The sequence below is a fragment of the Pseudacidovorax sp. RU35E genome, from assembly GCF_900156165.1.
GTDB lineage: Bacteria > Pseudomonadota > Gammaproteobacteria > Burkholderiales > Burkholderiaceae_C > Xenophilus.
Window position 1 is genome coordinate 14,813 of sequence record NZ_FTMY01000018.1, and the last position, 22,998, is coordinate 37,810.

Consider the following 22,998-nt stretch of genomic DNA (forward strand, 5'->3'; position numbering starts at 1 on the left):
CGCGTCATTCACAGGGGTCGGACGGGCGCTCACGATGCCCATCCCATGTCCAGCAGGCGATACGAGCGTTCGAGCGGGTCGAGGCTCACGCCCGTCACGCGGCGACTCACTGCCACCTGCTGGCGCTGCCACACCACCGGGACCACCGGCAGTTGCGCCTGCAGGAGGCCGGCGATGCGGGCACGCATGGCATCGCGCTGGGGCGAAGGCAGCGTGCCGGCGGCCAAGGCCTCCAGGGCCGTCGGCAGCTCGGCGTCCTGCCAGCCCATGGCGCCCCAGTCGCCACCCCGAGGACCGAAGTCCTGCATCAGCGTGCCCGTGGGATCGGGCACGCTCGCGTAGTTGCGTGCCGCGAGCCCCAGCTGCAGGCTGCCGTCGCGGTGGCCCAGCGGGATCTCGCCGGAATTGCCGATGGACACCTGCACCGCCACACCCAGCTGGCGCCATTGCTCCTGCAGGGCCGACGCGATGATGGGCAGTTCGGGTCGGTCGGGAAAGGTGCGCAGCGCCAGCCGCAGCGGTTCACCGCGCGCATCGCGCAGGCCATCCGGCCCGCGCTGCCAGCCGGCCTCGGCCAGCAGCCGCGCCGCGCGTGCAGGATCGTGCTGCAGCGGCGGCAGGCCGGGGTCGTGCCAGCCGCCCAGCGTGGGGGCGAAGAGCTGCGTGGCTGCCAGTTCGGGATCGCGCAGCACGGCGCGCGCGATGCCCACGCGGTCGATGGCCAGGCTCAGCGCCTGGCGCACGCGCACGTCGCGCAGCGCGGGCAGGCCGGCGTTGAGCTTGATCATCACCGTGCGCGGCAGGGTCACCGACGCCAGGCTCACCTGCCGGCGAAGCCGCAGGCGCGCGATGCTGGCCGGATCGAGGCCGAAGGCCAGGTCGGCCTGGCCGCCCTCGGCCATCAGGGCCCGCGTCTCGGAACGACCCGCCGCCAGGTAGCGCACGCGGAGGATGGCGGGGCGCCGGCCGTCGTAGCCCTCGAAGCGTTCGGCTTCCACCAGTTGCGGTGGCGCGATCGAGGCGACGCGGTAGGGCCCGCTGCCCACGATGCGTCGCACGCTGTCCTGCGGGCCGAAGGACGAAGGCGCCAGGACCAGGGTGCTGCTGTGCGCCAGCAGCGAGGCCAGGCCGCCATGCGGACGTGCCAGGCGGATGCGCACGGTGCGATCGTCTTCCACCTCGATGGCGTCCACCGGCGCCAGGCTCAGCATCGCCGGCGGCGTACAGGCCAGCTTCAGGCAGCGCACCACGGCCGCGGCATCGACCGCGCTGCCGTCATGGAAGCGTGCCCGCGGCCGCAGCATGAAGCGCCAGGTGCGACCGTCGGCCGACACCGTCCAGCGCTCGGCCAGGCCGGGCAGCGGGGTGCCGTCGTCCTGCGCATCGGCCAGTGTCTCGGCGATCTGCAGCCGGGTGAACACGTGGCCGCTCTTGGCGGGTGCCAGGCCAGCGAGCTCCCACGGGCCCACGATCTGCAACGGCCGTTCGGGCTGGGCAGCGGTGGCCCGCGCCGTCCAGGCACTGGCCGCCAGCGCGGCGCCGGTCTGGAGCAGACGTCGGCGACGGACAGGGGCGGGGCCGGTGGTGGTGTCGAAAGAGGATGTGTCGGGCAAAAGGAGGATTCCGTTCTCGTTGATGCGTGCCGCATGGCCATGCGGGCCACCCGCCTCGGCGCGGCTGCGGGTGGCCTTGGCAGTGGTCAGAACTTGGCCTGCAGCCCGACGGTGACCGAACGCGCCGCGCCCGGCGTCACCCACACGCGGCTGTACGAGCTGCTGTAGTAGGTGCTGTCGAACAGGTTGTCCACGTCCAGCGTCAGGCGCAGGCGCGGGTTGAGGCGCCAGTAGGCAACCAGCTTGGCGGTGGTGTAGCTCGGCAGCTCGAATGCCGGTGCGCCGGCATTGGCCTCGGCCTGGGTGCGCGCCTGGCCCAGCCGGCGGCCGACATGGGTCAGCCCGCCGCCGATGCCATAGCGCTGCCCATTGGCCAAGGCGTCCTCGTAGACCGCCAGCACACTGCCGTTGACCTTGGGCACGTTGAGCAGGCGGCCACCCACCTCCAGCGTGTTGTCGCGCGTGACTTCCACATCGCTCAGCACCAGGCTGGCATTGAGGCGCCAGTGGCGGCTCACCTGGCCGGTGAAGTCGAACTCGAAGCCGCGGCTGCGGATCTCGCCCGCCGCCACCGAGAAGCCGGTGTTCACCGGATCATTGGTCAGCACATTGCGCTTGCGGATGTCGAACAGCGCGGCCGTGGCGCCCATGCGCCGATCTTCGCTTTCCCACTTGACGCCCAACTCGGCGGCGCGGCCGGTCTCGGGCGCGAAGGCGCGCGAGACCACGTCGGTGCCGGTGTTGGGCCGGAAGGAGCGGCCGGCGTTGGCATAGACCGTCCATTGCGGCGAGGGCAGCCAGGCGAGTCCGATGCGCGGCGACGTCGCACTGGGCGTCTGGTCGGTCGTCAGCCCGGTGCGGCGGTTGAGCAGCGACTGGTCGTAACGGTCGGCACGCAGGCCGGCCACCAGGCGCCACTCGGGCGCAAGGCGGATTGCGTCCTGTACGTAGAAGGCGGTGTTGCGCTGGTGCTCCAGCGTGTCGGTGTTGGCCGTGGGCACGGGCGGCACCTGCCCGTACACCGGCGCGAAGATGTTGATGGCGTAGGGCCGCGCGGTGCTCGGGTTGACGCGCAGCATCAGGGTGTCCATGTCGAAGCGGTAGCGCTCCAGGCCCAGCAGCAGTTCGTGCTCCACCGCGCCCGTGCGCACTGTGCCCTGCAGCTCGGCCTGCAGGGCGATGTCGCTGGAGTCGTAGTCGCGAAAGCGCCGCTGGCGTGTCAGCGTGCCATCGCTGCGCAGGGCCGTGGGCTCCGTCGAGAAACCCTCGATGCCTGTGCTGCGGTACGACAGGCCGACCCGGCTGCACCAGTCCGCACTCCATTCGTGGGTCAGCATCAGCTGGTGGGTGCTGTTGCGCACGGTCACGTCGCCGTCGGCCGGCTCGCCCAGGAAGCGGTTGCGCGGAATGACGCCCAGCCGGTTGTCGACCGCCACTACGCCACGGTCCAGCGGCGTGCGGTGGCGCAGGTACTCGCCCACGTACTCCAGCACCGTGTCGCGGCCCAGCTTCCAGGTAAAGGCGGGCGCCAGCACCTCGCGGCGGGCCTGCACGAAGTCGCGGAAGCTGTCGCGGTCCTCCACCGCCACGTTCAGGCGGTAGGCAAAGCGGTCATTCACAGGCCCGGTGCTGTCGAAGGCGCCGCGGCGCAGGCCATCGGTGCCCACATAGCCTTCGACCGCATGGGCCGGCTTCCACAGCGGCCGCTTCGACACGATGTTGAGCGTGCCGCCGGGCTCGCTGCTGCCGTAGAGCGCTGCCGCCGTGCCCTTGAGGAACTCGATGCGCTCCACCCCGGCCAGGTCGCGCGGCGCATTGAAGCCCCGGTTGGACGAGAAGCCGTTGAGCAGCGTCGCCATGCCCGTGTTCTCGTTGCCGGGCAGACCGCGTATGGCGATGTTGTCCCACAGGCCGCCGAAGTTGTTCTGGCGCGAGACGCCGCCCACGTAGTCGAGCACGTCGTCGAGCTTGGTGGCGCCCAGATCGTCGATGGCCTGGCGGGTGACGATGCGCACCGACTGCGGCAGCTCGCGCAACGGCAGCTCGGTCTTGGCGCCCGAAGCTTCGTCGGCATGGTAGGCGCCGGACTCGGTGCGGCCGACCACCTCGACCGCGTCGAGTCCGCCCACGGCGGGGCTGGCGGAGACCTGGGCATGCGCCGCGCCCAGGCCCAGTAGGGCCAGGGCGGCCACGGCCGGCTGCAAAGCGCGCGACGGCAAGACGGGGGAAACGGGCGCGCGACGGGCGGCGGGGAGAGGAAAGTGCGAATGCATGGAGAAAGACAAAAGCGGCAGGGTCGCGGCCGACGCACTGCGGGGCGACGGCGCGCAACCTGGCATCGACCAGGGCAGCCGAACGAAGGGGCGAAGAGAAAGAGGCGCCAGAACGACCCGACTCCGCGGCGCCGGCCGGTGGCCGGGCAGCGAGCGGGCAATGGCGCCGAAAAGTGATCAGCCCCGCACGGGTGGATCGCGTGCGCCGTAACGCCAGGCGTTCGGCGCTGGCCTGGGCGTGTGAAGGCGCAGCAGCGGCTGCGCCATACCGAGAACGGCCACGCCCAGGAGGGCCGGAGGCGGCCAGATCGCACTCGCCAGTTGCGCCCCGAGATGGCACCAGACACAGACGGCGTCGGTCCTGGACTCGCCGGGTTCATCGGCATCGCCCAGGTCGGCGGCCGAGGACAGCGCGGCACCGGCCTCCCGCAGATGCACGCCCTCATGCAGCCAATGGCCCATGGCCGTGTTGAACAACACGGCGATCAGCAGAAGGCGTAGAACGGCAAGCAGGCGCATGGCTGCCGCCATTCTATTGAGAATGCAGTCTCAAAAAAAGGCTTCTTGTTCGATCGCTTTCGGCCCTGCCCTCCGCGTCGCCAAGCGCCCCAGACACGGACGTAGCGCACCAGCAGCGCTACTCTTTCTGGCCCGCGCGGCTGCACCATGGGGACCGGAACCGGCACATCGGAGCGCAGCGGTCACAGGAACGCGCCGCCGACAGGTGCTTCGCCCAGCGAGACTTGGCTCTCGAGCGGACAGTGCCATCCGTGCCAACGCCACCCGCGCTGTGCCATAACTGTGCCGTGAACAGGCTGTTTTCGGGGTGGGCAAGCGCTGCAAGTCATTGATTTCACTGACTTTCAGCTACCCCGAATTCGCCTCTTAATCCGTAGGTCGAGTGTTCGAGTCACTCAGGGCCCACCAAACAAAACGAATCAAGCACCTGCAGCCTTTGGCTCCAGGTGCTTTTTTCTTGCCTGTGCCACGGCGCATTCGCGTGCCGGCCTGAATGAGCGCACCGCGCCAACCACGCACCGGCCACCGTGCAGGCCAGGGCTTCGGCCGGCAGCCCCGGCCGGCAGGCAGACGTGCGCAGCCGTGGTGCATCGAATGGGCCCGCTCGCGTCCGCGCAGGCCCCGCCAGTGACGCACGGACATCTTCCCCGCCCCCAGCGTTGCAGCCATCAGCACTCGTAGATGGGCAGGCTTCCTGCTTCGAAAGCACTGGCGGACGCGCCCTCTTCCAGGGCACGGCCGACCATGCCAACAACAACAGGGAATACTCACCATGACCGTGGACGTCGCAACGCCCGACACCCCCCTTCTCACCTATGCGGGTGGCATCGCCACCATCCGACTGAACCGCCCGGCCAGCAGCAACTGGGTTCGCGGAGAAGACCTGCGATGGATGCTGAGCACCTTGCTCGCGCTCGACGCCGATCCGGCCGTGCGCGTGGTGGTGCTGACTGCCAACACGGGCGGCCAGGGACGGCCGGTGTTCTGTGGCGGATACGAGATCACACAGCCGGGCGCCGAGGACCAAGAGGCGCTCTTCGCGTCGCTCAGCACGGCACTCACGCAGATGCGACCCATCACGCTGTGCGCGCTGACGGGCGCGGTGTATGGACCCGCACTGGACTTGGTGCTTGCCTGCGACATCCGCGTGGCGGTCAGCGGCACGACCCTGCATCTGCCCCTGGAGATGAGTCCGCTGCACAGCCGCTCCTTCCAGGCCCGGCTCGTCCAGCATCTGGGCATCGATGGCACCCGTCGCGCGCTGCTGTCCGGGCGGGCCATCACGGTCGAGGAGCTGAGCCTGCGGGGTGTGTTCGAAGGTGTCGTCCGTCCGGATGCCTTCGATGGGTATGTGGGCGTGCTGGCCCGCCAGATCGCAGCACAGGACCCCGCGGTGGTCCAGCACGTCAAACGCACGCTGGAAACCGTCGTCCAAGGCTGCTCGTCAGCAGCAGGAGCGCCTCGGTCGATCCGTTCGGGCTGCGGCGCACTCTCCTCGCGGCCGCCCATGCCGCCATCTTGACCCGCAGGACGAGCGCGGTATCGGAATGCACACGTGGTCCTTGCCGCGTGCGGCAAGGACCTTTGCGCGGCCATTCACCACAAATGGCGCCAGTGAGGCCTGACTTGGAGCAGATCATTCAGTCCAGATCGGGGCAATTTCGCTGGAAAACACGCCTGATGCGTGACCTAGTCCGCTCCTCCCTTCATTTCGTCTGCAGATATTGCACATTTTGACCAGACGTGCGAAATCTTCCTGATTACCCTCGGAACGTGGTTAAGGGACGCATCTCCGTCCTCACCCCTTTTGTTTCCGCTTTATGGCGCCTGAACAATTGCTGATCATCGGCTTGGGGACTGTTCTTGGCCTCATCCTCTTCTTCGTCAGTGTCGAGGCCACGCCTACCCGTATGCTGGTCATATTCCTCCTGAGCGTGGCAATTTCGCTTGCGCTTTATCACTTTATGTAATTTTTGACATTTCTGAGATTTCACACAGGAAGTCAAGGCTACGTCCGACACACAGGCCGTTGAAAAATCAGAGCAAATTTCTTTCAATCGTGGTGTTGACGAAATGTCACAGCACCATGAGCAGGAATTCAAACGCATGAGTCCGCAATACCCGGAAAGCGCAATCAAAGCGCTGGCGCAATCCCATGAAGAACTGTCCGAGTTGCTGGAGGTTCAGGAGCAGGAAATCGCGGTCCTGCGCGAATTGACCGTCCGCCTTTTGCAGGCCCTCCATACGCGGCAGATCGTTTCCATTGAAGAGATCGCCGATGCAGCAGAGATGGGCGCGGCGTCCGATGTCGACGACCCGCACGCCCGACGACACGCGATGCTGCCGGCGGTGCTGCGCCTGCTGCGCCAGGCTGGGGACGAACTCGACGCGGGCCAGCACCCCAGCGGCACAAGTGCGGCCTAGGGATGCTCTTCACCAATCGTTAAATAGCCTGCTGATGGGGTTGGAAGGGCGGTTGCATCCGGTGACGACGCCGTTGTGCGTCGGCCAGGCCAGCAATGGTGCGCGAGGTGGGTTTGAGAAGGCGCCCAAGTCGCCCATTTCGCTGTTCACACGGCCCTCACGCGGCCGCCGGGCGCACCTCGGCCACCACCGCTGCCCTGACCATCCACAGATTGCTCAGCGCAAACAGCACCTTCAACTGCGCCGTGTTCTTCGCCAGCCCGCGGTAGCGCACCTTCACATGTCCGAACTGGCGCTTGATCACCCGAAACGGGTGCTTGACCTTTGCGCGCACGCTCGCCTTCATTCGCTCGATCCTCCCGGTCAGCGCATCAACCGCGTTGGTTGCTGGCTCCAGAACTCGGCGCAGTCCCGGGCGCATCGCCACATGCCAGCGCACATGCGCCTTCGCGTCCGGGCGCTTGTTCACACCCTGGTAGCCCGCATCGCCGAAGGCGAACTCCTCCTGCCCGTGCAGCAGGCTGTTGCCCTCGACCACGTCGTTGACGTTGCCGGCTGTGCCCCGCACCGTATGCACCAGCCCCGAGTCGGCATCCACGCCGATGTGGGCCTTCATGCCGAAGTGCCACTGGTTGCCCTTCTTGCTCTGGTGCATCTCGGGGTCTCGCTTGCCATCCTTGTTCTTGGTCGAACTAGGCGCAGCGATGAGCGTGGCATCCACCACCGTGCCAGCTTTGAGCATCAGCCCCTGCCCGGTGAGCAGTTCGTTCACGCGAGCCAGTATCTGATCGGCCAGTTTGTGCTGTTCTAGCAGCCGGCGAAAACGCAGGATGCTCGAATCGCTGGGCAGTGCGTCGCCCCAGTTAGACAGGCCCGCGAAGTCGCGAAAGACCGGCACATCGTGCAGCGCCTCTTCCATCGCCGGGTCCGACAGGTTGAACCACTGCTGCATGAAATGGATGCGCAGCAGCGTCTCCACCGCAAAGGGTTGCTGGCCGCGGCGGCCACTTTCGGGCGCGAAGCGCGCGATAAGCGCCACCAGATCGCGCCAGGGCACCACCCGGTCCATCGCATCGAGGAACTCGCGTTTGCGCGTGCGCTTGGTCGACAGCGGCAGCCCCAGGCTTGTTTGTTTCATAGTCCTCATGCTCGGCCTTCACGCCGCCGCAGGCAAGCACATGAGCGGGCTATTCGTGAAGAGCATCCCTAGAGCCATCAGCCGCGGCGCAACGCTTTCAAGCCCGAAGCCGGGCGCCTCGGCAGTCAGGCCGGAGCAACCGGCGAATCAACGCCCGACCAGCAGATAGGCCGTGAGCTCTACAGACTGACCTTCGGCCACCCCGCCCATGGTGGCGTTCTCATCCGCCGTCCATGCCGCAGCGGCAGTTCCCAGACCGGCTTCACTCCCCTGTTCACGGAACTCACCGACGCTGGCGTCGAGCGCCCCATCGGTCATCACGTCGAAGCTGGCCGCCGCTTCTGGCGTCAAGCCCGTCAGGCGCAACACGTGCCGCGGAGCGTTCTGGAAGGTGCCCACCGCTACAGGCAGCGTCCACGGCACCGTCATCATGCAGACGCGCAGTTCGTGCGGAATGCCTTGCTTGTCAGGGTAGACATAACGGTCCGGCGAACCGGCCGTACGACCCTGGGGCAGTGCGATCCCCCGCGCCTGCAGCGCATTGATCAGGGCGTCGCCACACAGCGGCGTGTTGACCGCGCCACCCACGGCATAGGCGGGGGCATTGCCGTTGTCCCCCGGCTGGACGCCGAAGCTGTTCGCCACGAAGGCGAGATAGGCCGTGCGCCAACCCATCACGAAATCGCCGTACATCCGCTGGACCATGGCCTGACGGTAGACATTGACGCCCGCCATGACGGCGCCGGCCAGGATGGCCATGACCACGAGCACCACCGACAACTCGACGAGGCTGAAGCCCTGGACGCGCTGGCGTGCGGGCAGTCGATGGCGGCACAGCATCATGGTGGGGTTCCTTGGTCGTCGGGGTCGCACTACTGGAGATGGATGCCGCTGGCCACGGCCGCACGCGCGCGCGCGGCAATGCCGGCCTCGAGCGCGGCGGCCTGGTCGGCCTCGGCTTGGCGCAGTTGGAGCACGTTGTCCGCCTGGACGCCGAGCGCCTTGGCCTGTTGCTGGAGGGCCTCGACCTTTTCCACGAGGTAAGCGATGTGGATCGCGACATCAAGGCCCCCGGTAATACAGGAGGCCGCCGCTCCTGCGACGCCCCAATACTGCTCAGGGGTTGCAGTCCCGGCCACGATATCGGCCGTCATGCTGGCTGCACTCGTGCAGGCCACGCCGGCATTGGCCAGCCTGGAAGGCTGGCGAAGGATCTCGGTCACCAGATCGACCACGGCATAGTCATAGGACGCATGCGCAGCATCGGTGTTCTTGCCCGCCAATAGCAGCTGTTCATCGGCCGAAATGCGCATCATCCGGGCGGCCAGCGCGGCATTCATGTGAGCCCGGCCGGCGCCAGCGATCAGGTCGCCGCAATGCAGCTCGGTCCACAGCTCGGGCAGCAAGCGCAAAACGCCTGCGCCGGCCGCGTCCAGCGGCGCGGCGTCCACGCGGGCGAGCGGCCCCGCCCCCCCGCTGAACACCCGATAGGCCATCTCCGCGCCCACCTGCTTCATGCGCAGACCGAGCACGTTGCACCATGGCAAGGTGGCGTTGCCCACGTCGCCCGACACCAGGATCTGCTGCAACTGCCGGTCTGGAATCTGCAGCGTCTCGATCCCAGGCGCGGCCTGCGCCAACGCGTCGGCAGCAAGCGCGTAGCGCAGGCTGCCAGCGCCGGCGTCCGGCAGGCCGAGCGTGCGCCAGGGCACGAAGCCCGGCGCAGCGGCCATGCCCGTGCGGCAGGACTCGGTGCCGCCGGCGTCAGCGGCAGGACATGGCAGGCGGGACTGCCTGGCCATGAAGGCGCGGATGCTCCGGTCGGCGCGTTGCACCAACATCTGGTCGGCCTCGTATCGGGTCTGCAGCACCACGCCGTGCTGGAACTTCCAGGCCGCCACGGCAAGCAGCCCGAGGATCAGCACGGCAATCACGACTTCAAGCAAGCCGAGGCCGGCCTGCCGTGCCCGGCTCGAGGTGCGGGTGTTCATGGCGCCAACCCCAAGGCCGCCAACCGCGCCAATTCCTGGCGGGCATTGGTCAGCGCCGCCTCGTAGGCCGACAGCTGCGCCTTGGCGCCGTCGAGCGCCGCCTCGGCCGCCTGCCGATCGACGTCTGTCCAGGTCCGCATCTCGTCACGGAACAGATCGCCTTGCAGGATCACCTGGGCAATGCTCGACCCATAGCCCGCCAGGACGCCCAGGTAAGCGGGCGCGGCCGGCAAGGACCACGGCAGCTTGCCGATGTGCATGAGGGTCAGGTTGGCCGCGTCGGCAATCAACAACCAGAGCCACTGGTCGAGCCGCCCCGTGGCAAGTGCGCGGTTCGCATTGCTCGCATCACCGGCCTCGATCGCGTTCTGCCAATGCTGGACATTGAGGCGGGCGAGCAGCAACAGATCGGCGGCCACGTCGGCGTACTTGCCCGCGGCGGCGACCCGTGCCAGCCGCTCACCGCACGAGAGGGCGGAAAACAGTTCGGGCGCAGAGATCGCGATGGCGGTGCGGCCTTGCACGCCGCGCGCAGCGGCCGCCGCCGAGCCGGGCACGGCCACATCGGCGACCGTCGCCGGCGCGCTGCCGGCCGAGCCGTAGTCGAGCACGGCGAGCACCCGGATGGTCGACGCGCCCTGCCCCATCGGCAGCAGACTGGCATCGGCAGCCCGTGCCAGCGACAGGCAGAAGTTGAGTCCCGGCGAGTTGATCGCCTGCTGCGCCGAAGGGTTGTAGACCGCAGCTGGCGGCTGCGTGAAAGTCGCGGCCACGAAGTACCGCAGCCGGTTGCCTCGCGCACCGCCCAGGGCGCGCGGCGCCCAGCCGCTGTCCGCCGCGGGCAGCCGTGCATTGGCCGCCGCGAAGCCGATCAGCGCCTCGTAGGCCGCCTGCAGGCCCATGTTGTCGGCATCGGCGTCGGCCGTGCGCGACGTGGTCTGGATGGCGCGGCCGATGGCGACCATCACCACGCCCAGGATCACCAACACCACCACCAGCTCCAGCATGCTGAAGCCCTGCGCGTGGCGCCGGGGGGAAGGGTTCGACACGCGCCTCATGGCAGCGCCACCGCACCCGAACCGGGCCCCAGTTCGTCGACCTTGAACAGGACGCGGTTGGTCACGTCCGCACCCTGGCTGTCCTGCCATAGGGGCACCGTCTCGTAGCTCGAATGGAAATTCTTGACCTTGGCCAGTTCGATGGCTGCGGCGATCACACGGGCCTCGAGGGCGAGCACATCGAGCGCCAGCGCCGCACCTTGGATGCCCACCATGATCAACTGTGCAACCTGCACGCCCGATGCGATACAGGCAGGGAACCAGAAGCCCGCGCAGACCATGTCGTCCTTGAACTCCGCGGCACTGATCCCTGCGGCCACGGCGAAGGTTTCCGTGATGAAGGTGGCCGACTCGGCCAGTGCCACCGTCTGAGACGTGACCAGGGCATTCGCCATGGGCCACACCGTGAAGAGGTCGTAGTCGTGCGCCGCCCCACTGCGCGCATTGGGCATCGCATCGTTCCATTGGCCCGCCGTGCGCAGCATGTTGAGCGAGCCGATGATGGCGCCGCAGTTCAGCGCCCAGGCCAGCGTCCGCGCATCACCCACGCGCACCCGCTCGCGGTAGACGGCGTCCTGCGCGCGGTACTCGTCCTCGAAGGCGCCGTTGGCCGCCAGGTTGCCGCCGGAAAAGCCCGCGGGCCCGGGCGCCGACAGACGGTACACGGCAGGGCTGCCGGTCGGGCCCGTGCCCGGCAGTCCGCCGTCCGGCCCGCCAGCCGGCGGGTACAGCAGGGCCAGCTGGCGGCACAGGTCGTGGCCGTTGATGCGGCTGGCGTCATGCGGATCGGGCGGAAAGACGTCCACCAGACGGCTCAGCCGCGCATCGGCGAAGTAGCGCAAGCCGGCCAGCCGCCCGCGCACGGCGGCCGGCGCCGACACCGATGCGGCCGGGAACCAGCCGGTGGACAGCGATCCACCACACTGCTCGCTGCCACCATAGGTGGGCGACGGGCACGGCAGGCGGCCCCGGCTCGCCACGAAGCCGCGCACCACCGCCTCGGCCTGATCCAGCAGCAGGTCCTGATCGTGCCGGTCCTGCGCCAGTTGGGTCACCGACCAGCGCTGGTAGGCCACTACGGCCATCAGCCCCAGCAGCGCTGCAAGGGCGGCCACCGCCAGCAGCGACAGGCCATGCTGCGCCGCGCGCCGGCCGAAGCGCGGGCGCCCGCCGACGGACCGGCGGTTCCTTTCAGGCCCGCTCATCGACGCACCGCCATCGACTGCCCGATGAGGTCGTAGATCGGCAGCACGAGCGCGACCACGAACAGGGCCATCAGCCCACCGGCAATGAAGATCACCACCGGCTTCAGGATCTCTGACAGGGTGGCGACCACCCGGCTCAGGCGGGTGCGGTACTCGCCCGCGAGGTAGTGCAGCTGTTCGTCGAGCGAGCCCGAGTCCTCGCCCACCGAGATCACCCGCAGCATCAGCGGCGGGAAGCCGCCCACCCGGCGCATCGCCGCCGACACCCGCTCACCGCGCTCCACATACTGGCGCACGATCATGAGCTTGTCGCGGTAGTACAGGTCGCGCGTGATGTTCTCCAGCACGCCCAGGGCCCGCACGATGTCGATGCCCGCGCGCAGCAGCAGCGCGAAGTACTCGGCGAAGAACGCCATGCCGCCGGCCGCGAGCAGCTTGCGGCTCACCGGCAGCACGTGCAGCAGCCGATAGACGCCGCGCCGGAAGGATTCGCTGGTGGTCCAGGCCACGACCAGCGTGCCCACCACCAGCGCCACGATGAGCAGGGCGGTGCCGACGTTGGCCGACAGCCAGCCCGAGGTGGCGATCACCGCCACGGTCAGCGCCGGCAGCTTGACGTTGAACTGCTTGAACAGCGAGGTCAGGTTGGGCACGACGTAATACAGCCAGAAGCCCGCCGCGCCCAGGATCGCGCTGAACACGAAGGCGGGGTAGATTAGCGCCTGCTTGGAGTCGGCCTTGAGGCTCACCAGGCGCTCGACGTGATCGGCCGCCTCGTGCAGCATCCGGTCCATGGCGCCGGTCGCGTCGCCCAGGCGAACGAGGTTGCGCACCGGCTCCGGAAAGGCGCCCGGCTGCCGGTCGAAGGCTTCGCCGAGAGTGGCACCCGCACGCAGGTCGACCAGCAGCCGGTTGGCCACGACAGCACACGCGCGACCCACCGAGTCCTCGTCCTCCGCCAGGGTGCGCACCGCGTCGATGATGGGCACCCCCGCCTTCACCAGCACCGCCATGTCGCGCAGCAGCACCACCAGGTCGGCATCGCGCAGGCGGGCGACGAACAACCGCTGCCACCACTGCGCCCCCTGGGCCAGGGCGGCGGGCACGGCACGCAGCACCAGCACCGCGCCCTCCTCGTATTCCTTTTCGAGCGTCTCCCGCACGGACTGCGGATCGGCGTCCGCAAAGGCGCGCGTGCCCGCGTGCACCGTACCCGCCGCGTCGATCACGCGATAGAAGTACCAGCTCATGGCCCGACCCCCAGGGAACGCACGACCTCTTCGCAGGTGGTCAGGCCGTCCAGCACGCGCCGGCGGGCACAGTGCTCGATGTCGCGGAAGCCATTGCGCTCCGCGGCCTTGCGCACCTCGGCGCGGCGCGCGTCGCTTGCGATCAGGTCGGCCAGTTCGTCATTGATCGCCAGGATCTCGTAGACCGGCACACGCCCCAGGTAGCCGCGACCGCGGCAGGCCTCGCATCCGCTGCCCCGCATGCCCTCGAAGCCATCGGGGCGACCCAGCCACCGGCACTCGCGCGCCGTCAACGCCACCTGCCGGCTGCAGGCCGGGCAGTTGCGTCGCACCAGACGCTGGTTCACCACGAGCAGCAGGTTCTCGGCCACGATGGGCGCCTGCCCGCCGAGCAGGGCCAGCCGCGGCACCGCGCCGAACACCGAGGTCACATGCAGCGTCGACAGCACCAGGTGACCCGTCGTGGCCGCATCCAGTGCCGCGACCACCGTTTCGGAATCGCGCATCTCGCCCACGAGGATCACGTCCGGGTCATGACGCAGGAAATGGCGCAGCGCCGACTGGAAGTCGTAGCCGGCCTTGCGGTTGACCTCGGTCTGGCCCGCGCCGGGCACGCGGTATTCGACCGGATCCTCCACCGTCAGCACGTTGCGCTCGATCAGGTTCTGCATGCGCAATGCAGCATGCAGGGTGCTGCTCTTGCCCGAGCCGGTGGGCCCGGTGATGACCACCAGCCCGGCCGGCCGGCCGAGGCCCTCTTCCAGCAGCAGGGCGTCCTCTTCGTAGTAGCCCATCTCACGCAGGCCCTTGAGGTCATGGCTCTCGGGCAGCAGACGCATCACCAGCCGCTCGCCCAGGTCGGTCACGATGGTCGACAGGCGCACCGAGTACGGCACGTCGAGGATCCACGTGCGGAAGCTGCCGTCCTGCGGCTTGCGCTTCTCGGAGATGTCGATCTCGGCCACCAGCTTGATGTAGCTGGTCACGCGCGTGAGTTCCGCCGGCAGGCCGAAGGCCGGCTGCAGCACGCCATCGACCCGCAGCAGCACATGCATGCTGGCTGCGCCGGGCGCGATGTGGATGTCGGTCGCACGCTCCTGCACGGCGAGATGCACAAGGTGCTGCAGGAAGCTCTCGGGACTGCGGTTGCCTTGCTGGTCGCCCACCAGGTTGCGGATTTCGGCGTCGATGAGTTCCGTGAGCGAATTCTGCGAGAAGAAGAAGCTGTGCCGAATCAGCGTGCGCACCCGCGAAAACTCGCCGATGACGAAGCGGCTGCCGGCGGCGGGGCTGGCCACGCTGACGGACTCGACCTTTGCGCGGGTGACGACGGTGGCCTCGGCGCCGGGCGCCAGCTCGTCGAAGACCCAGCGTGCCTGCCGGTATTCGTTGTAGGGGAGGTTTTCGGTACGGCCGTTGGGCAGCTTGCGCGTGAGCGGCTCAGCGCCGTACGTACCGGAGGCGGGTGCAAACTGCACCCCCTTCTTCGGCTGGGCCGAGCCGGGCACGTACTCGAGCCCTTCGGGCAGCGGAAGATTGGCCGCGACCGACTTCACGGGCTTCGTGCTGACGTTCTTGTAGACAGCCCGGTACTCCAGGACGTCATTGGGCTTGACGGTGTCGGCTTCGACCAGGGTCTCTCGACCCCGCTCGTCCTTCACGACCTTCTTTTGGCTGAGCACGACCGTGATGGGCTGTTGTTGCTGGGTGGATGCGGCTGCAGGCGCGGCTGCGGGAGCCAACTGCGCCCAAGCCGGGACGACGAGCGCGAGGCTCAACAGCGCTGCAGCGGAGATACGGAATTTCATGGACGTCACCTCGGTTTGGACGTGTGGGACAGGAAAGAACGACGAAACAGCCACGCGCTTCCGGGTTGCGCGTGGCTGCGAGACGTTGAAATCAAGGGAGGAAGTGGCACGAGTCGCGCAGCGCTAGACAGCCACGGCACTGCGGTGACCGAACCGTTGGCTATGGACTCTTTGTGAGTCGTAGCCCTGACCCATCGCCTCAGCGGGCGGTCGGTCCAGTGGACTGACCTCATCGCTGACGCGCAGTCGGTAACCCCAGCCATGTACCGAGCGGATGGGGCACGACGCGGTGGAGCCGCCGATCTTTTTCATCAAGCGCATCAGGATCATTCGCATGCTGCTCAGAGCCAGCGGCTTCTGCCCATAGACCGCACGCGTCGTTGCCATGAGTTGGAAGAAGGCGTCGAAGGAGATGGCGTGGTCCGCGGCATTCACGAGCGCAAGCAGCAAGGCTCGCTCGCAAATGTTGAGGCGAAGGCGGAAGCCGTCGGGTGCACACAGCAGCCAGCCTTCGCCGACGAGCGTCCAGCCCGTTTCGCCTAAGGGGCCTTCGCTCAGGGTCGGCGCGGTGCCGGCATGAAGCGTGAGATGGGGGCTGGCCGATGCCAGGAGGCTGGGGCTGCTCTCGGGAGAAGGAGCGATGCGCAGCGGCTCAGCCTCGGCGGTCGCGTCCTGGGGCGTGCCGCCCAGTCCATAGTCGCCAATGGCATTCCTGTAGGCACAGATGGTCGCCAGGAGATCGCGTAGCTCACGCTCCAGGCGATCGAGGCCGAAACGGTCGAAGCGCGTGGGCTTCAGACGCTGGGCGAGGTCGGGCTTGGCGCTCACAGCACGCCCCTCCCGATGTGCGCGCACGCAACGTCTGGGGCGTGGGCCGCGCTACAGCCGTAGACAAAAGGGAACCTTTAAGTCCTAATAGCTACTCCTAGCAGTAAAGCTACGTCTGTTACTCTTTGTAGTCCTTCAGTTAGAGGTTGCCAATGAACGCTGCAAAAAGGTTCCCTTTTGTCAATCTCTAGACTGTCGAATCGTTAACTACTTGGCAGGAAGATGTCGTGGCCCTGGCCCAGAACCCCCCCTGTCTCTTCTGAATATGAAGGTCGGATACGCACGAGTTTCCACTGACGAGCAAAGCGTCGATCTGCAGGTCCAAGCCCTGCAGCGCGCGGGTTGCGACTTAGTTTTTACAGATCGCGGTGTTTCTGGCGCTGTCTTCGAGCGCCAAGGACTGTCGCAAGCCATGCGACGGCTGCGCAAGGGCGACACGTTGGTCGTATGGAAGCTGGACCGCCTCGGCCGTTCGCTTTCCTCGCTGGTGCGGATCGTGTCGACGTTGGGCAGGCGCAACGTCCAGTTCTCCTCACTCTCGGAATGCATCGACACCGGCACCGCGGGCGGCGTCTTGATCTTCCACTTGATGGGGGCGCTCGCAGAGTTCGAACGCGCGCTGATCAGCGAACGCACGAAGGCCGGCATGGCGGCCGCGAAGCGGCGAGGCAGTCCGGTGGGCCGACCCAAGGCGCTTTCCTCGGAACAGATCGACGAACTGTATTTGTTGGCCAGCGTTCCTGAGATTGATCTCCAACGCCTTGCAGCGCACTTTCAAGTGCATCCTCGAACCGTGCGGCGATATCTCGATGCACTCTCATCCATTTAGGGGATGACGGGCGGTCAATTTATATTTATCTCGGACTGCGACAATTAAAAGTCCGATCTGATGGCCATGGATGCATTACGCGCTTCGGCTAAAGCGTGGGAATTGGCGGGCGCCCATTTCCCGATTTGAATTCCGCCCACCCCCTTGACAAAAGCGCCGTTCCGGCGCAGGCAAAGGTCAACCTGCCCGCGGGGCGGCAAAGCCTATTGGCGCCCCGGGCGGCACCCCGTGCGATACGGCCCCGTCCTACTCAAGTCGCGTGAGAGGCGGCCGATACAGAACACGTCGAGTCTCCTTTCCATTCATCGGTCACAACGGCCGGGCCCAAGGCGCGTGCCGCGACTCGCTGCCATGTCTCCCAGTGGCTTGGTCCGAATCGGTGGCGGACGGGGCGGGCATGGCACGGGCCATCCTTGGCCGGCTCGACCTTCCTCCCTCAAGGCCCGCACCCATGCCCCACCCTTTCGCTCCTTTCTTTCGTCCTCATGCCCCGGCAGCCAAGCATGAACGGCGCGCTTGCCACAGCGTGGTCGCCATGGCACTGATTGCGGTCTGTGCAGGCTTCGGCGGCGCAGCCCTTGCAGCAGAGCCGGCCAATCCCGCAGCAGACACAACGACCGCGAACGATGCGGACACCGTCGGGATCGTGAAGCAGGTCACCGGGACGGTCAGCCTGCATCGCCGGACGGTCCAGCAGCCGCTCAAGGAAGGCGAGGCTCTTCGCGCCACAGACCGCATCGTTTCGGGGCCCGATGGCGTAGCCGCGATCGTGTTCCGAGATGGCACGCGCCTGACCCTTGGCAGTTCGACAGACGTGCAGATGCGTCGCTACGCCTTCGAGCCGAAGTCCGAGGACTATGCCTTCGACATGTACCTCGCCAAAGGTCGCACGATCTACGCATCGGGCAAGATCGGCAAGCTGTCGCCTCAGTCGGTCAAGCTCGACACACCGACCGCCACCGTGGGCGTGCGGGGCACGCGCCTGATCCTGGAGGCCGAATGAGCCGGCCACGCTTTCATCGTCTGATGGGCCGCAACGCCCTCATGCTGGCCATGGTGGCAACGCTGGTTGTGAGCGGCTGCGCCACACCCCCGCCGCCGAAGCCAAGAACGACGCTGGTTCTCCTCCCGGACGACGACGGCCACGTGGGCAGCGCTTCACTCAGCACGAGCCAAGGCCAACAGATGCTGACCGAAGCCTTCTCGGCCACGTCCACGACCGACGCGCGCCAGATGCCCTCGGGAGCCGTGTCGATGGGCAGGTCTTCGGTGGACGCGCTGTTCGCGCCACTGCTGGCTGCGCAGCCGTCGCCCCCGCGCAGCATCACGCTGCACTTCCTGCTGGACCGCGCCGTGCTGACTGAAGCCTCCAAGGCGCAGCTGCCCGAACTGCTCCGCGTGGCACGAGAGCGCAAGCCCACCGTCATCAGCATCTTCGGGCATGCGGACGCGAGCGGGACGCGCGAATACAACCTGCGCCTCTCGCAAGAGCGGGCCCAGGCCGTCGCACGGTGGCTGCGGCAGAGCGACCCGACGCTCGACAAGCTCGACGTGCGTGCCTTCGGCAGCGCGGAGCCCATCTCGGAGCCGGGCGTGCGCCCCACCGATCCGCGCAATCGCCGCGTCGAAGTGCAGATCCTCTGAGCTGGCGCATGCCGATGCGCTCCCTGCAATTCGCCCATCGCCTGAGCCGCCGTCAGGCGCTGGGGTTCTTCGCGGCGGGGCTCGTCCTGGCCGCGGTGGTCGCGCTCACGCTGGCACTGCAGCCCAAGGCGCTCTCGCGCCTCGACCACCTCTGGCTGGATGCCCTGCTGCGCGCGACTGCGAAATCCGGCGTGGTCAAGGACACCGTGGTCGTCGACATCGACGAGGTCAGTCTGTCTGCCGTGGGCCAGTGGCCCTGGCCGCGCTACCGGATCGCGACGCTCGTCAACCGGATCGCCGAGGCAGGTCCGGCTTCGGTGGCGCTGGACATCGTCTTCCCCGAGCCGGATGGCAGCTCGATCAACACGTTGCGCGAGCGCTACCAGCGCGATTTCGGCCTGGCACTGGACGTCGCCGGTGTGCCCCCGGTATTGCAGGACAACGACGGATACCTGGGCCGCACCTTGTCGAGAACGGGCACCGTCGGTGCGCACTACCTGTACTTCGATCACCACACGGATGACGGGCCGCGCACCGCACCCTCGGCCACCCTGCCCGACGATCCTTCCTTCGCCGCGCTGGACCTGCCACGGGCCACGGGCCTCATGCTCAACACGCCGGCGGTGGACCGCGGCGTGCGTCGCAGCGGCTTCGTCAACAACCGCATCGACGACGACGGCCTGCTGCGTCGCGTGCCGCTGCTGATCTCGCGCGAGGGACAGGTCCACCCCAGCCTGGCGCTCGCGGCCGTCATCGAGGGCCGGCAGATCGAACATGTGCAGGTGCAGGACACACCCGATGGCTTGCGCCTCGTGGCCGGGCCCATCGATGTGGCCATTGATCATCGGGGTCAGGCTTTGCTGCGCACCGCACGGCAGGCCGCAGACTATCCCTCCGTCTCCGCGCTGGACGTGCTCAACGGCAAGGTACCCGCGAGCATATTCGCGGGTCGCATCGTGTTCGTCGGCAGTTCGGCCGTGGGCCTCAACGATCTTCATCACACGGCCGTGGAACCGCGTTTTCCGGGCCTGCGCATCCAGGCCGCCACGGCCGAGAACCTGCTGCACGACGGCTTCCTGCGCGAGCCCGGCTGGTCCGCGCTTGCCGCGGCCGCGCTGGCCGTCACCACGGCGCTGGCGATGGCGGCGGTCTTTGCCACGGGCCGCAGCAGCGGCGCCCTGCTCCTCAGCGGGCTCGCCCTGGGCTTGCTTCCCGCCGCGGGCAGCGCACTGCTGTTCGTGAACGACGGCACCGTCGTCTCGCCGGCAGCGCCTGCGCTGGTCGCGTTGCTGATGCTGGTGGGCGGCTTCGTGGGGCGCTATGCCATCGAACATCGCCGCGCCGGCACCTGGCTGCGGCAACTCGAGAACGCACGTGAGATCACGATCGAGTCCATGGCGTCGGTCGCAGAGACCCGAGACCCGGAGACAGGCGCACACATCAAGCGCACCCAACATTACGTGCGGGCCATTGCGTTGCAGCTGAGACGCGCGGGCCACTACACCCAGACGCTGACGCCCGACTACATCGAGCTGCTGTTCCTGTCCGCCCCGCTGCACGATATCGGCAAGGTCGGCGTGCCCGACCACATCCTGCTCAAGCCCGGTCGCCTGACGCCCGACGAGATGACGCAGATGAAGCGACACGCGGACTATGGCCGTCAGATCCTGCTGAGCACGGCCAAGCGCATCGACGGCGAGAACTTCCTCACCATCGCAGCCCAGATCGCAGGCGGCCATCACGAGAAATGGGACGGGACCGGCTATCCGCAGGGGCTGTCGGGCCAGGCGATCCCGCTGGCGGCCCGCATCATGAGCGTGGCGGACGTGTACGACGCGCTCATCAGCCGGCGCTGCTACAAGCCGGCATTCACCCATGCGCATGCCACGCGGCTCATGCAGGACCTGCGCGGCACGGCGTTCGATCCGGCGGTCCTGGAAGCCTTCTTCGCGATCGAACCCGAGATCCTCGACATCGCTGCACGCTACCGCGATGAGGACGAGAACGAGCCAGGCTTCATGACGTCCATCCTTGGCGCACTGGTCACGCGGCCAGCCCCTCTCTCCGCGCCCTAGGCACAGTCAGGGCGGGCATGCAGCAAGGATCTGCGACCGGACCGTCCAGGACGAAATCCAGGCGGGCCCACCGCTGCGGAACCTTTCGACCGGCTGACGAACCCATGCAACTGTTCTTTTGAAAAGGATGCCTGCATGGACGACACCACACTCCGCGCCACGCTCACGCTGTGCCTGATGGCGGCATTCGCCGATGGCGACAAGCATGAGCGGGAAAGGGAGGAGATCCGGCGTATCGCCCAGGGTCTGGGCTCGGATGCGGCGGTTCATCTGCCGACCCTCTACCAGGACGTCCTCCTGCAGCGCGTGACGCTCGAGAAGGTTGTCGGCGACCTCGCGTCACCGGGATCGCGACAACTGGCTTACGAGATGGCCGTGTGCGTCTGCGATGCGGATGGCGCGTTGTCGGAGAAGGAAAAACACTTTCTTGCCGAGGTCCGACGGGCTTTGCGCCTGGATGCGTCCGCCGAAACGTTCGAGGCCCAGGCCCGCACCCTGGCCGAGGCGCCGCTCGCCGGCCCGACCTCCCTGCTGCCTGCTGCCCCATCCACCGTCGCAGCCTCCGCCGCGGCCGAACGCTCGCCGACCACGCGCGAGCCCTCGACGCCGGTCGACACGGCTGAACTGGACGACCGCATCCTCAAGGCCGCCATCACCTGTGGCGCGCTGGAACTGCTGCCCGAAACACTGTCCACGCTGGCGATCATCCCGTTGCAGATGCGGCTGGTCTACACCATCGGCCAAGCGCATGGCTACGAACTCGACAAGGGGCACATCAAGGATTTCGTCGCGACGGCCGGCGTGGGGTTGACGTCCCAATACCTCGAGCAGGCGGGTCGCAAGCTCATCGGAGGTCTTCTGGGCAAGATGGGCGGCGGACTGCTGGGAGGGGTCGGGCGGCAGGCGGTGAGTTCCGGCATGAGCTTCGCCACGACCTATGCCCTCGGTCATCTCGCGCGGCGCTACTACGCCGCCGGGCGCAGCTTCTCGCCGCAGATGCTCAAGGACAGCTATGCATCGATCCTCGAGCAAGGCAAAGGTCTGCAAGGCAAGTACCTGCCTCAGATGCAACAGCAGGCCAGCCAGATGGATCTCACCCGTGTCATGGCGCTGGCGAAAGGCTGGCGCTGACGCTGACAGTTCCCTGCCGGCAAGTAGCCCTTTCGGCTGATCTTGCCGGGGGTGGCGCCCGCCCGCAGAATGAGTGACTCGGCAGGCTTCGCCGACGCGGCGCCCTGCACCCCGCCCTGATGGGACGAACCGCGTCACGCGGTCGTCGTATCAGCACTTGGCCGCCGGCCCATGCGCCGCTTCGCCTCTCGCCCATGATTGCTGCCCCCATTCCCCATGATGACGCGGCGCGCGTGTGCGCATTGCACGCCCTCGGGGTGCTGGACACGCCCCCCGAAGAACGCTTCGATCGCGTCACGCGGCTTGCACGCCGCATGTTCCATGTCCCCATCGCCCTGGTGTCGCTGGTCGATGCCGACCGGCAGTGGTTCAAGTCCTCGCAGGGCGTGCAGGACCGGCAGTTGCCGCGAGACACCTCGTTCTGCGGCCATGCGATCCTGCAGGACGACGTCATGGAAGTGCCCGATCTGGCCCGCGACGAGCGCTTCCACGACAACCCGCTCGTGGTGGACGGGCCACGGGTGCGCTTCTATGCGGGCGCACCCCTCGTGGATCCCCAGGGCATGCGCCTGGGCACGCTCTGCATCCTCGACCACAAGCCACGGGAGATGAGCGACGACGACCGCGCCGTGCTGCGCGATCTGGCGGACATGGTCCGCGAGGAACTCGTCGCCCAGCATGCCGCAACGACCGATCACCTCACGCAACTCAACAACCGGCGCGGGCTCGAACTCCTGGGCCGGCATGTGCTGGCGGCCTGCAGCCGAAACGGACACCCGGCAAGGCTCCTGTTTCTGGATCTGGACGGATTCAAGCAGATCAACGACCGCTTCGGCCATGCGGAGGGCGACATCGCGCTCCAGCGATTCGCCGATGCCATGCGCAGGGTGTTCAGGGCCACCGACGTCAGTTCCCGACTGGGTGGCGACGAGTTCGTGGTGCTGATGGGGGATGCGGACGACGCGGCGGCGCGCGCAGCACTCGATCGCCTCAGCGACGTGATCGATGAATGCAACCGCGCCAGGCCGCCAGGACTGGCCCTGCGCTACAGCGCGGGATTGGCGCGATGGGCTCCGGGGGGCGCACCGGCCGTCGCTGCGTTGCTGCACGATGCCGACCGGGCGATGTACCAGGAAAAGCAACAGCGCCCGTCGCGTTCCACGCGCACCCACTAGCCGGCAACAAGAAGCGGCCGGAGCAATGCTCCGGCCG

The 22,998-nt window shown here is 67.5% G+C and carries 19 protein-coding genes; 8 read left to right on the plus strand and 11 right to left on the minus strand.

Annotated elements, in window-relative coordinates:
* Positions 1-29: 29 nt before the first annotated feature.
* From BXA03_RS24520 to BXA03_RS24530, 3 genes are all read right to left on the minus strand, one after another.
* Positions 30-1,613, minus strand: coding sequence for an ABC transporter substrate-binding protein (locus tag BXA03_RS24520; RefSeq protein ID WP_083716492.1), 1,584 nt, complete (start codon positions 1,611-1,613; stop codon positions 30-32).
* A gap of 86 nt (positions 1,614-1,699) precedes the next feature.
* Positions 1,700-3,805 carry a TonB-dependent siderophore receptor gene (locus tag BXA03_RS24525; protein ID WP_369822469.1) on the minus strand — a complete coding sequence of 702 codons (2,106 nt, stop codon included), beginning with the start codon at positions 3,803-3,805 and terminating at the stop codon, positions 1,700-1,702.
* 258 nt (positions 3,806-4,063) lie between these two features.
* Positions 4,064-4,405, minus strand: coding sequence for a DUF2946 family protein (locus BXA03_RS24530; protein WP_076511887.1), 342 nt, complete (start codon positions 4,403-4,405; stop codon positions 4,064-4,066).
* A 772-nt stretch (positions 4,406-5,177) separates the two neighbouring features.
* On the opposite strand from BXA03_RS24530, the gene BXA03_RS24535 reads away from it, so the two are divergent.
* Positions 5,178-5,927 carry an enoyl-CoA hydratase/isomerase family protein gene (locus BXA03_RS24535; protein WP_076511800.1) on the plus strand — a complete coding sequence of 250 codons (750 nt, stop codon included), beginning with the start codon at positions 5,178-5,180 and terminating at the stop codon, positions 5,925-5,927.
* 584 nt (positions 5,928-6,511) lie between these two features.
* Positions 6,512-6,829: a hypothetical protein gene (locus BXA03_RS24540; RefSeq protein ID WP_076511801.1), complete on the plus strand. Its 318-nt coding sequence runs from the start codon at positions 6,512-6,514 to the stop codon at positions 6,827-6,829.
* Positions 6,830-6,986: 157 nt separating this feature from the next.
* Here the strand turns inward: BXA03_RS24540 and BXA03_RS24545 are convergent, their stop codons facing one another.
* The 8 genes from BXA03_RS24545 to BXA03_RS24580 all read right to left on the minus strand — a co-directional run bounded on the left by BXA03_RS24545 (position 6,987) and on the right by BXA03_RS24580 (position 16,107).
* Positions 6,987-7,967, minus strand: coding sequence for an IS5 family transposase (locus BXA03_RS24545; RefSeq protein WP_076511802.1), 981 nt, complete (start codon positions 7,965-7,967; stop codon positions 6,987-6,989).
* 147 nt (positions 7,968-8,114) lie between these two features.
* On the minus strand, positions 8,115-8,810 hold the full coding sequence (locus tag BXA03_RS24550; RefSeq protein WP_076511803.1) for a prepilin-type N-terminal cleavage/methylation domain-containing protein: 696 nt from the start codon (positions 8,808-8,810) through the stop codon (positions 8,115-8,117).
* A 29-nt stretch (positions 8,811-8,839) separates the two neighbouring features.
* The gene (locus BXA03_RS24555; RefSeq protein WP_076511804.1) at positions 8,840-9,958 is read right to left on the minus strand and encodes a type II secretion system protein; all 1,119 of its coding nucleotides are present in this window, start codon (positions 9,956-9,958) and stop codon (positions 8,840-8,842) included.
* Positions 9,955-11,007, minus strand: coding sequence for a prepilin-type N-terminal cleavage/methylation domain-containing protein (locus tag BXA03_RS26935; protein ID WP_159444753.1), 1,053 nt, complete (start codon positions 11,005-11,007; stop codon positions 9,955-9,957). The genes BXA03_RS24555 and BXA03_RS26935 overlap by 4 nt, the downstream gene beginning before the upstream one ends.
* A gap of 5 nt (positions 11,008-11,012) precedes the next feature.
* The gene (locus BXA03_RS26940) at positions 11,013-12,221 is read right to left on the minus strand and encodes a hypothetical protein (protein WP_076511806.1); all 1,209 of its coding nucleotides are present in this window, start codon (positions 12,219-12,221) and stop codon (positions 11,013-11,015) included.
* Positions 12,218-13,471, minus strand: coding sequence for a type II secretion system F family protein (locus BXA03_RS24570; protein WP_076511807.1), 1,254 nt, complete (start codon positions 13,469-13,471; stop codon positions 12,218-12,220). Before BXA03_RS24570 ends, BXA03_RS26940 begins: the two co-directional genes overlap by 4 nt.
* Positions 13,468-15,279, minus strand: coding sequence for an ATPase, T2SS/T4P/T4SS family (locus BXA03_RS24575; protein WP_234983827.1), 1,812 nt, complete (start codon positions 15,277-15,279; stop codon positions 13,468-13,470). The genes BXA03_RS24570 and BXA03_RS24575 overlap by 4 nt, the downstream gene beginning before the upstream one ends.
* Positions 15,280-15,402: 123 nt before the next feature.
* Complete coding sequence (locus BXA03_RS24580) at positions 15,403-16,107, minus strand: hypothetical protein (protein WP_076511809.1); 705 nt, start codon at positions 16,105-16,107, stop codon at positions 15,403-15,405.
* A gap of 265 nt (positions 16,108-16,372) precedes the next feature.
* Between BXA03_RS24580 and BXA03_RS24585 the strand changes: the two genes are divergently transcribed.
* The 6 genes from BXA03_RS24585 to BXA03_RS24610 all read left to right on the plus strand — a co-directional run bounded on the left by BXA03_RS24585 (position 16,373) and on the right by BXA03_RS24610 (position 22,961).
* Entirely contained in the window at positions 16,373-16,936 is a 564-nt protein-coding gene (locus BXA03_RS24585; RefSeq protein ID WP_076511810.1) for a recombinase family protein, read from the plus strand.
* A gap of 535 nt (positions 16,937-17,471) precedes the next feature.
* Entirely contained in the window at positions 17,472-17,939 is a 468-nt protein-coding gene (locus BXA03_RS24590) for a FecR family protein (RefSeq protein WP_083716473.1), read from the plus strand.
* Positions 17,936-18,580, plus strand: a complete 645-nt coding sequence (locus BXA03_RS24595) for an OmpA family protein (protein ID WP_076511811.1) — start codon at positions 17,936-17,938, stop codon at positions 18,578-18,580. The genes BXA03_RS24590 and BXA03_RS24595 overlap by 4 nt, the downstream gene beginning before the upstream one ends.
* An 8-nt stretch (positions 18,581-18,588) precedes the next feature.
* A complete protein-coding gene (locus tag BXA03_RS24600; protein ID WP_083716475.1) occupies positions 18,589-20,655 on the plus strand; it encodes a CHASE2 domain-containing protein in 2,067 nt (688 codons plus the stop codon).
* Between the two features lie 135 nt (positions 20,656-20,790).
* On the plus strand, positions 20,791-21,786 hold the full coding sequence (locus BXA03_RS24605; RefSeq protein WP_076511813.1) for a DUF533 domain-containing protein: 996 nt from the start codon (positions 20,791-20,793) through the stop codon (positions 21,784-21,786).
* 194 nt (positions 21,787-21,980) lie between these two features.
* Positions 21,981-22,961 (plus strand): sensor domain-containing diguanylate cyclase, encoded by a 981-nt coding sequence (locus BXA03_RS24610; RefSeq protein WP_076511814.1) that lies wholly within the window; start codon positions 21,981-21,983, stop codon positions 22,959-22,961.
* Positions 22,962-22,998: the final 37 nt, after the last annotated feature.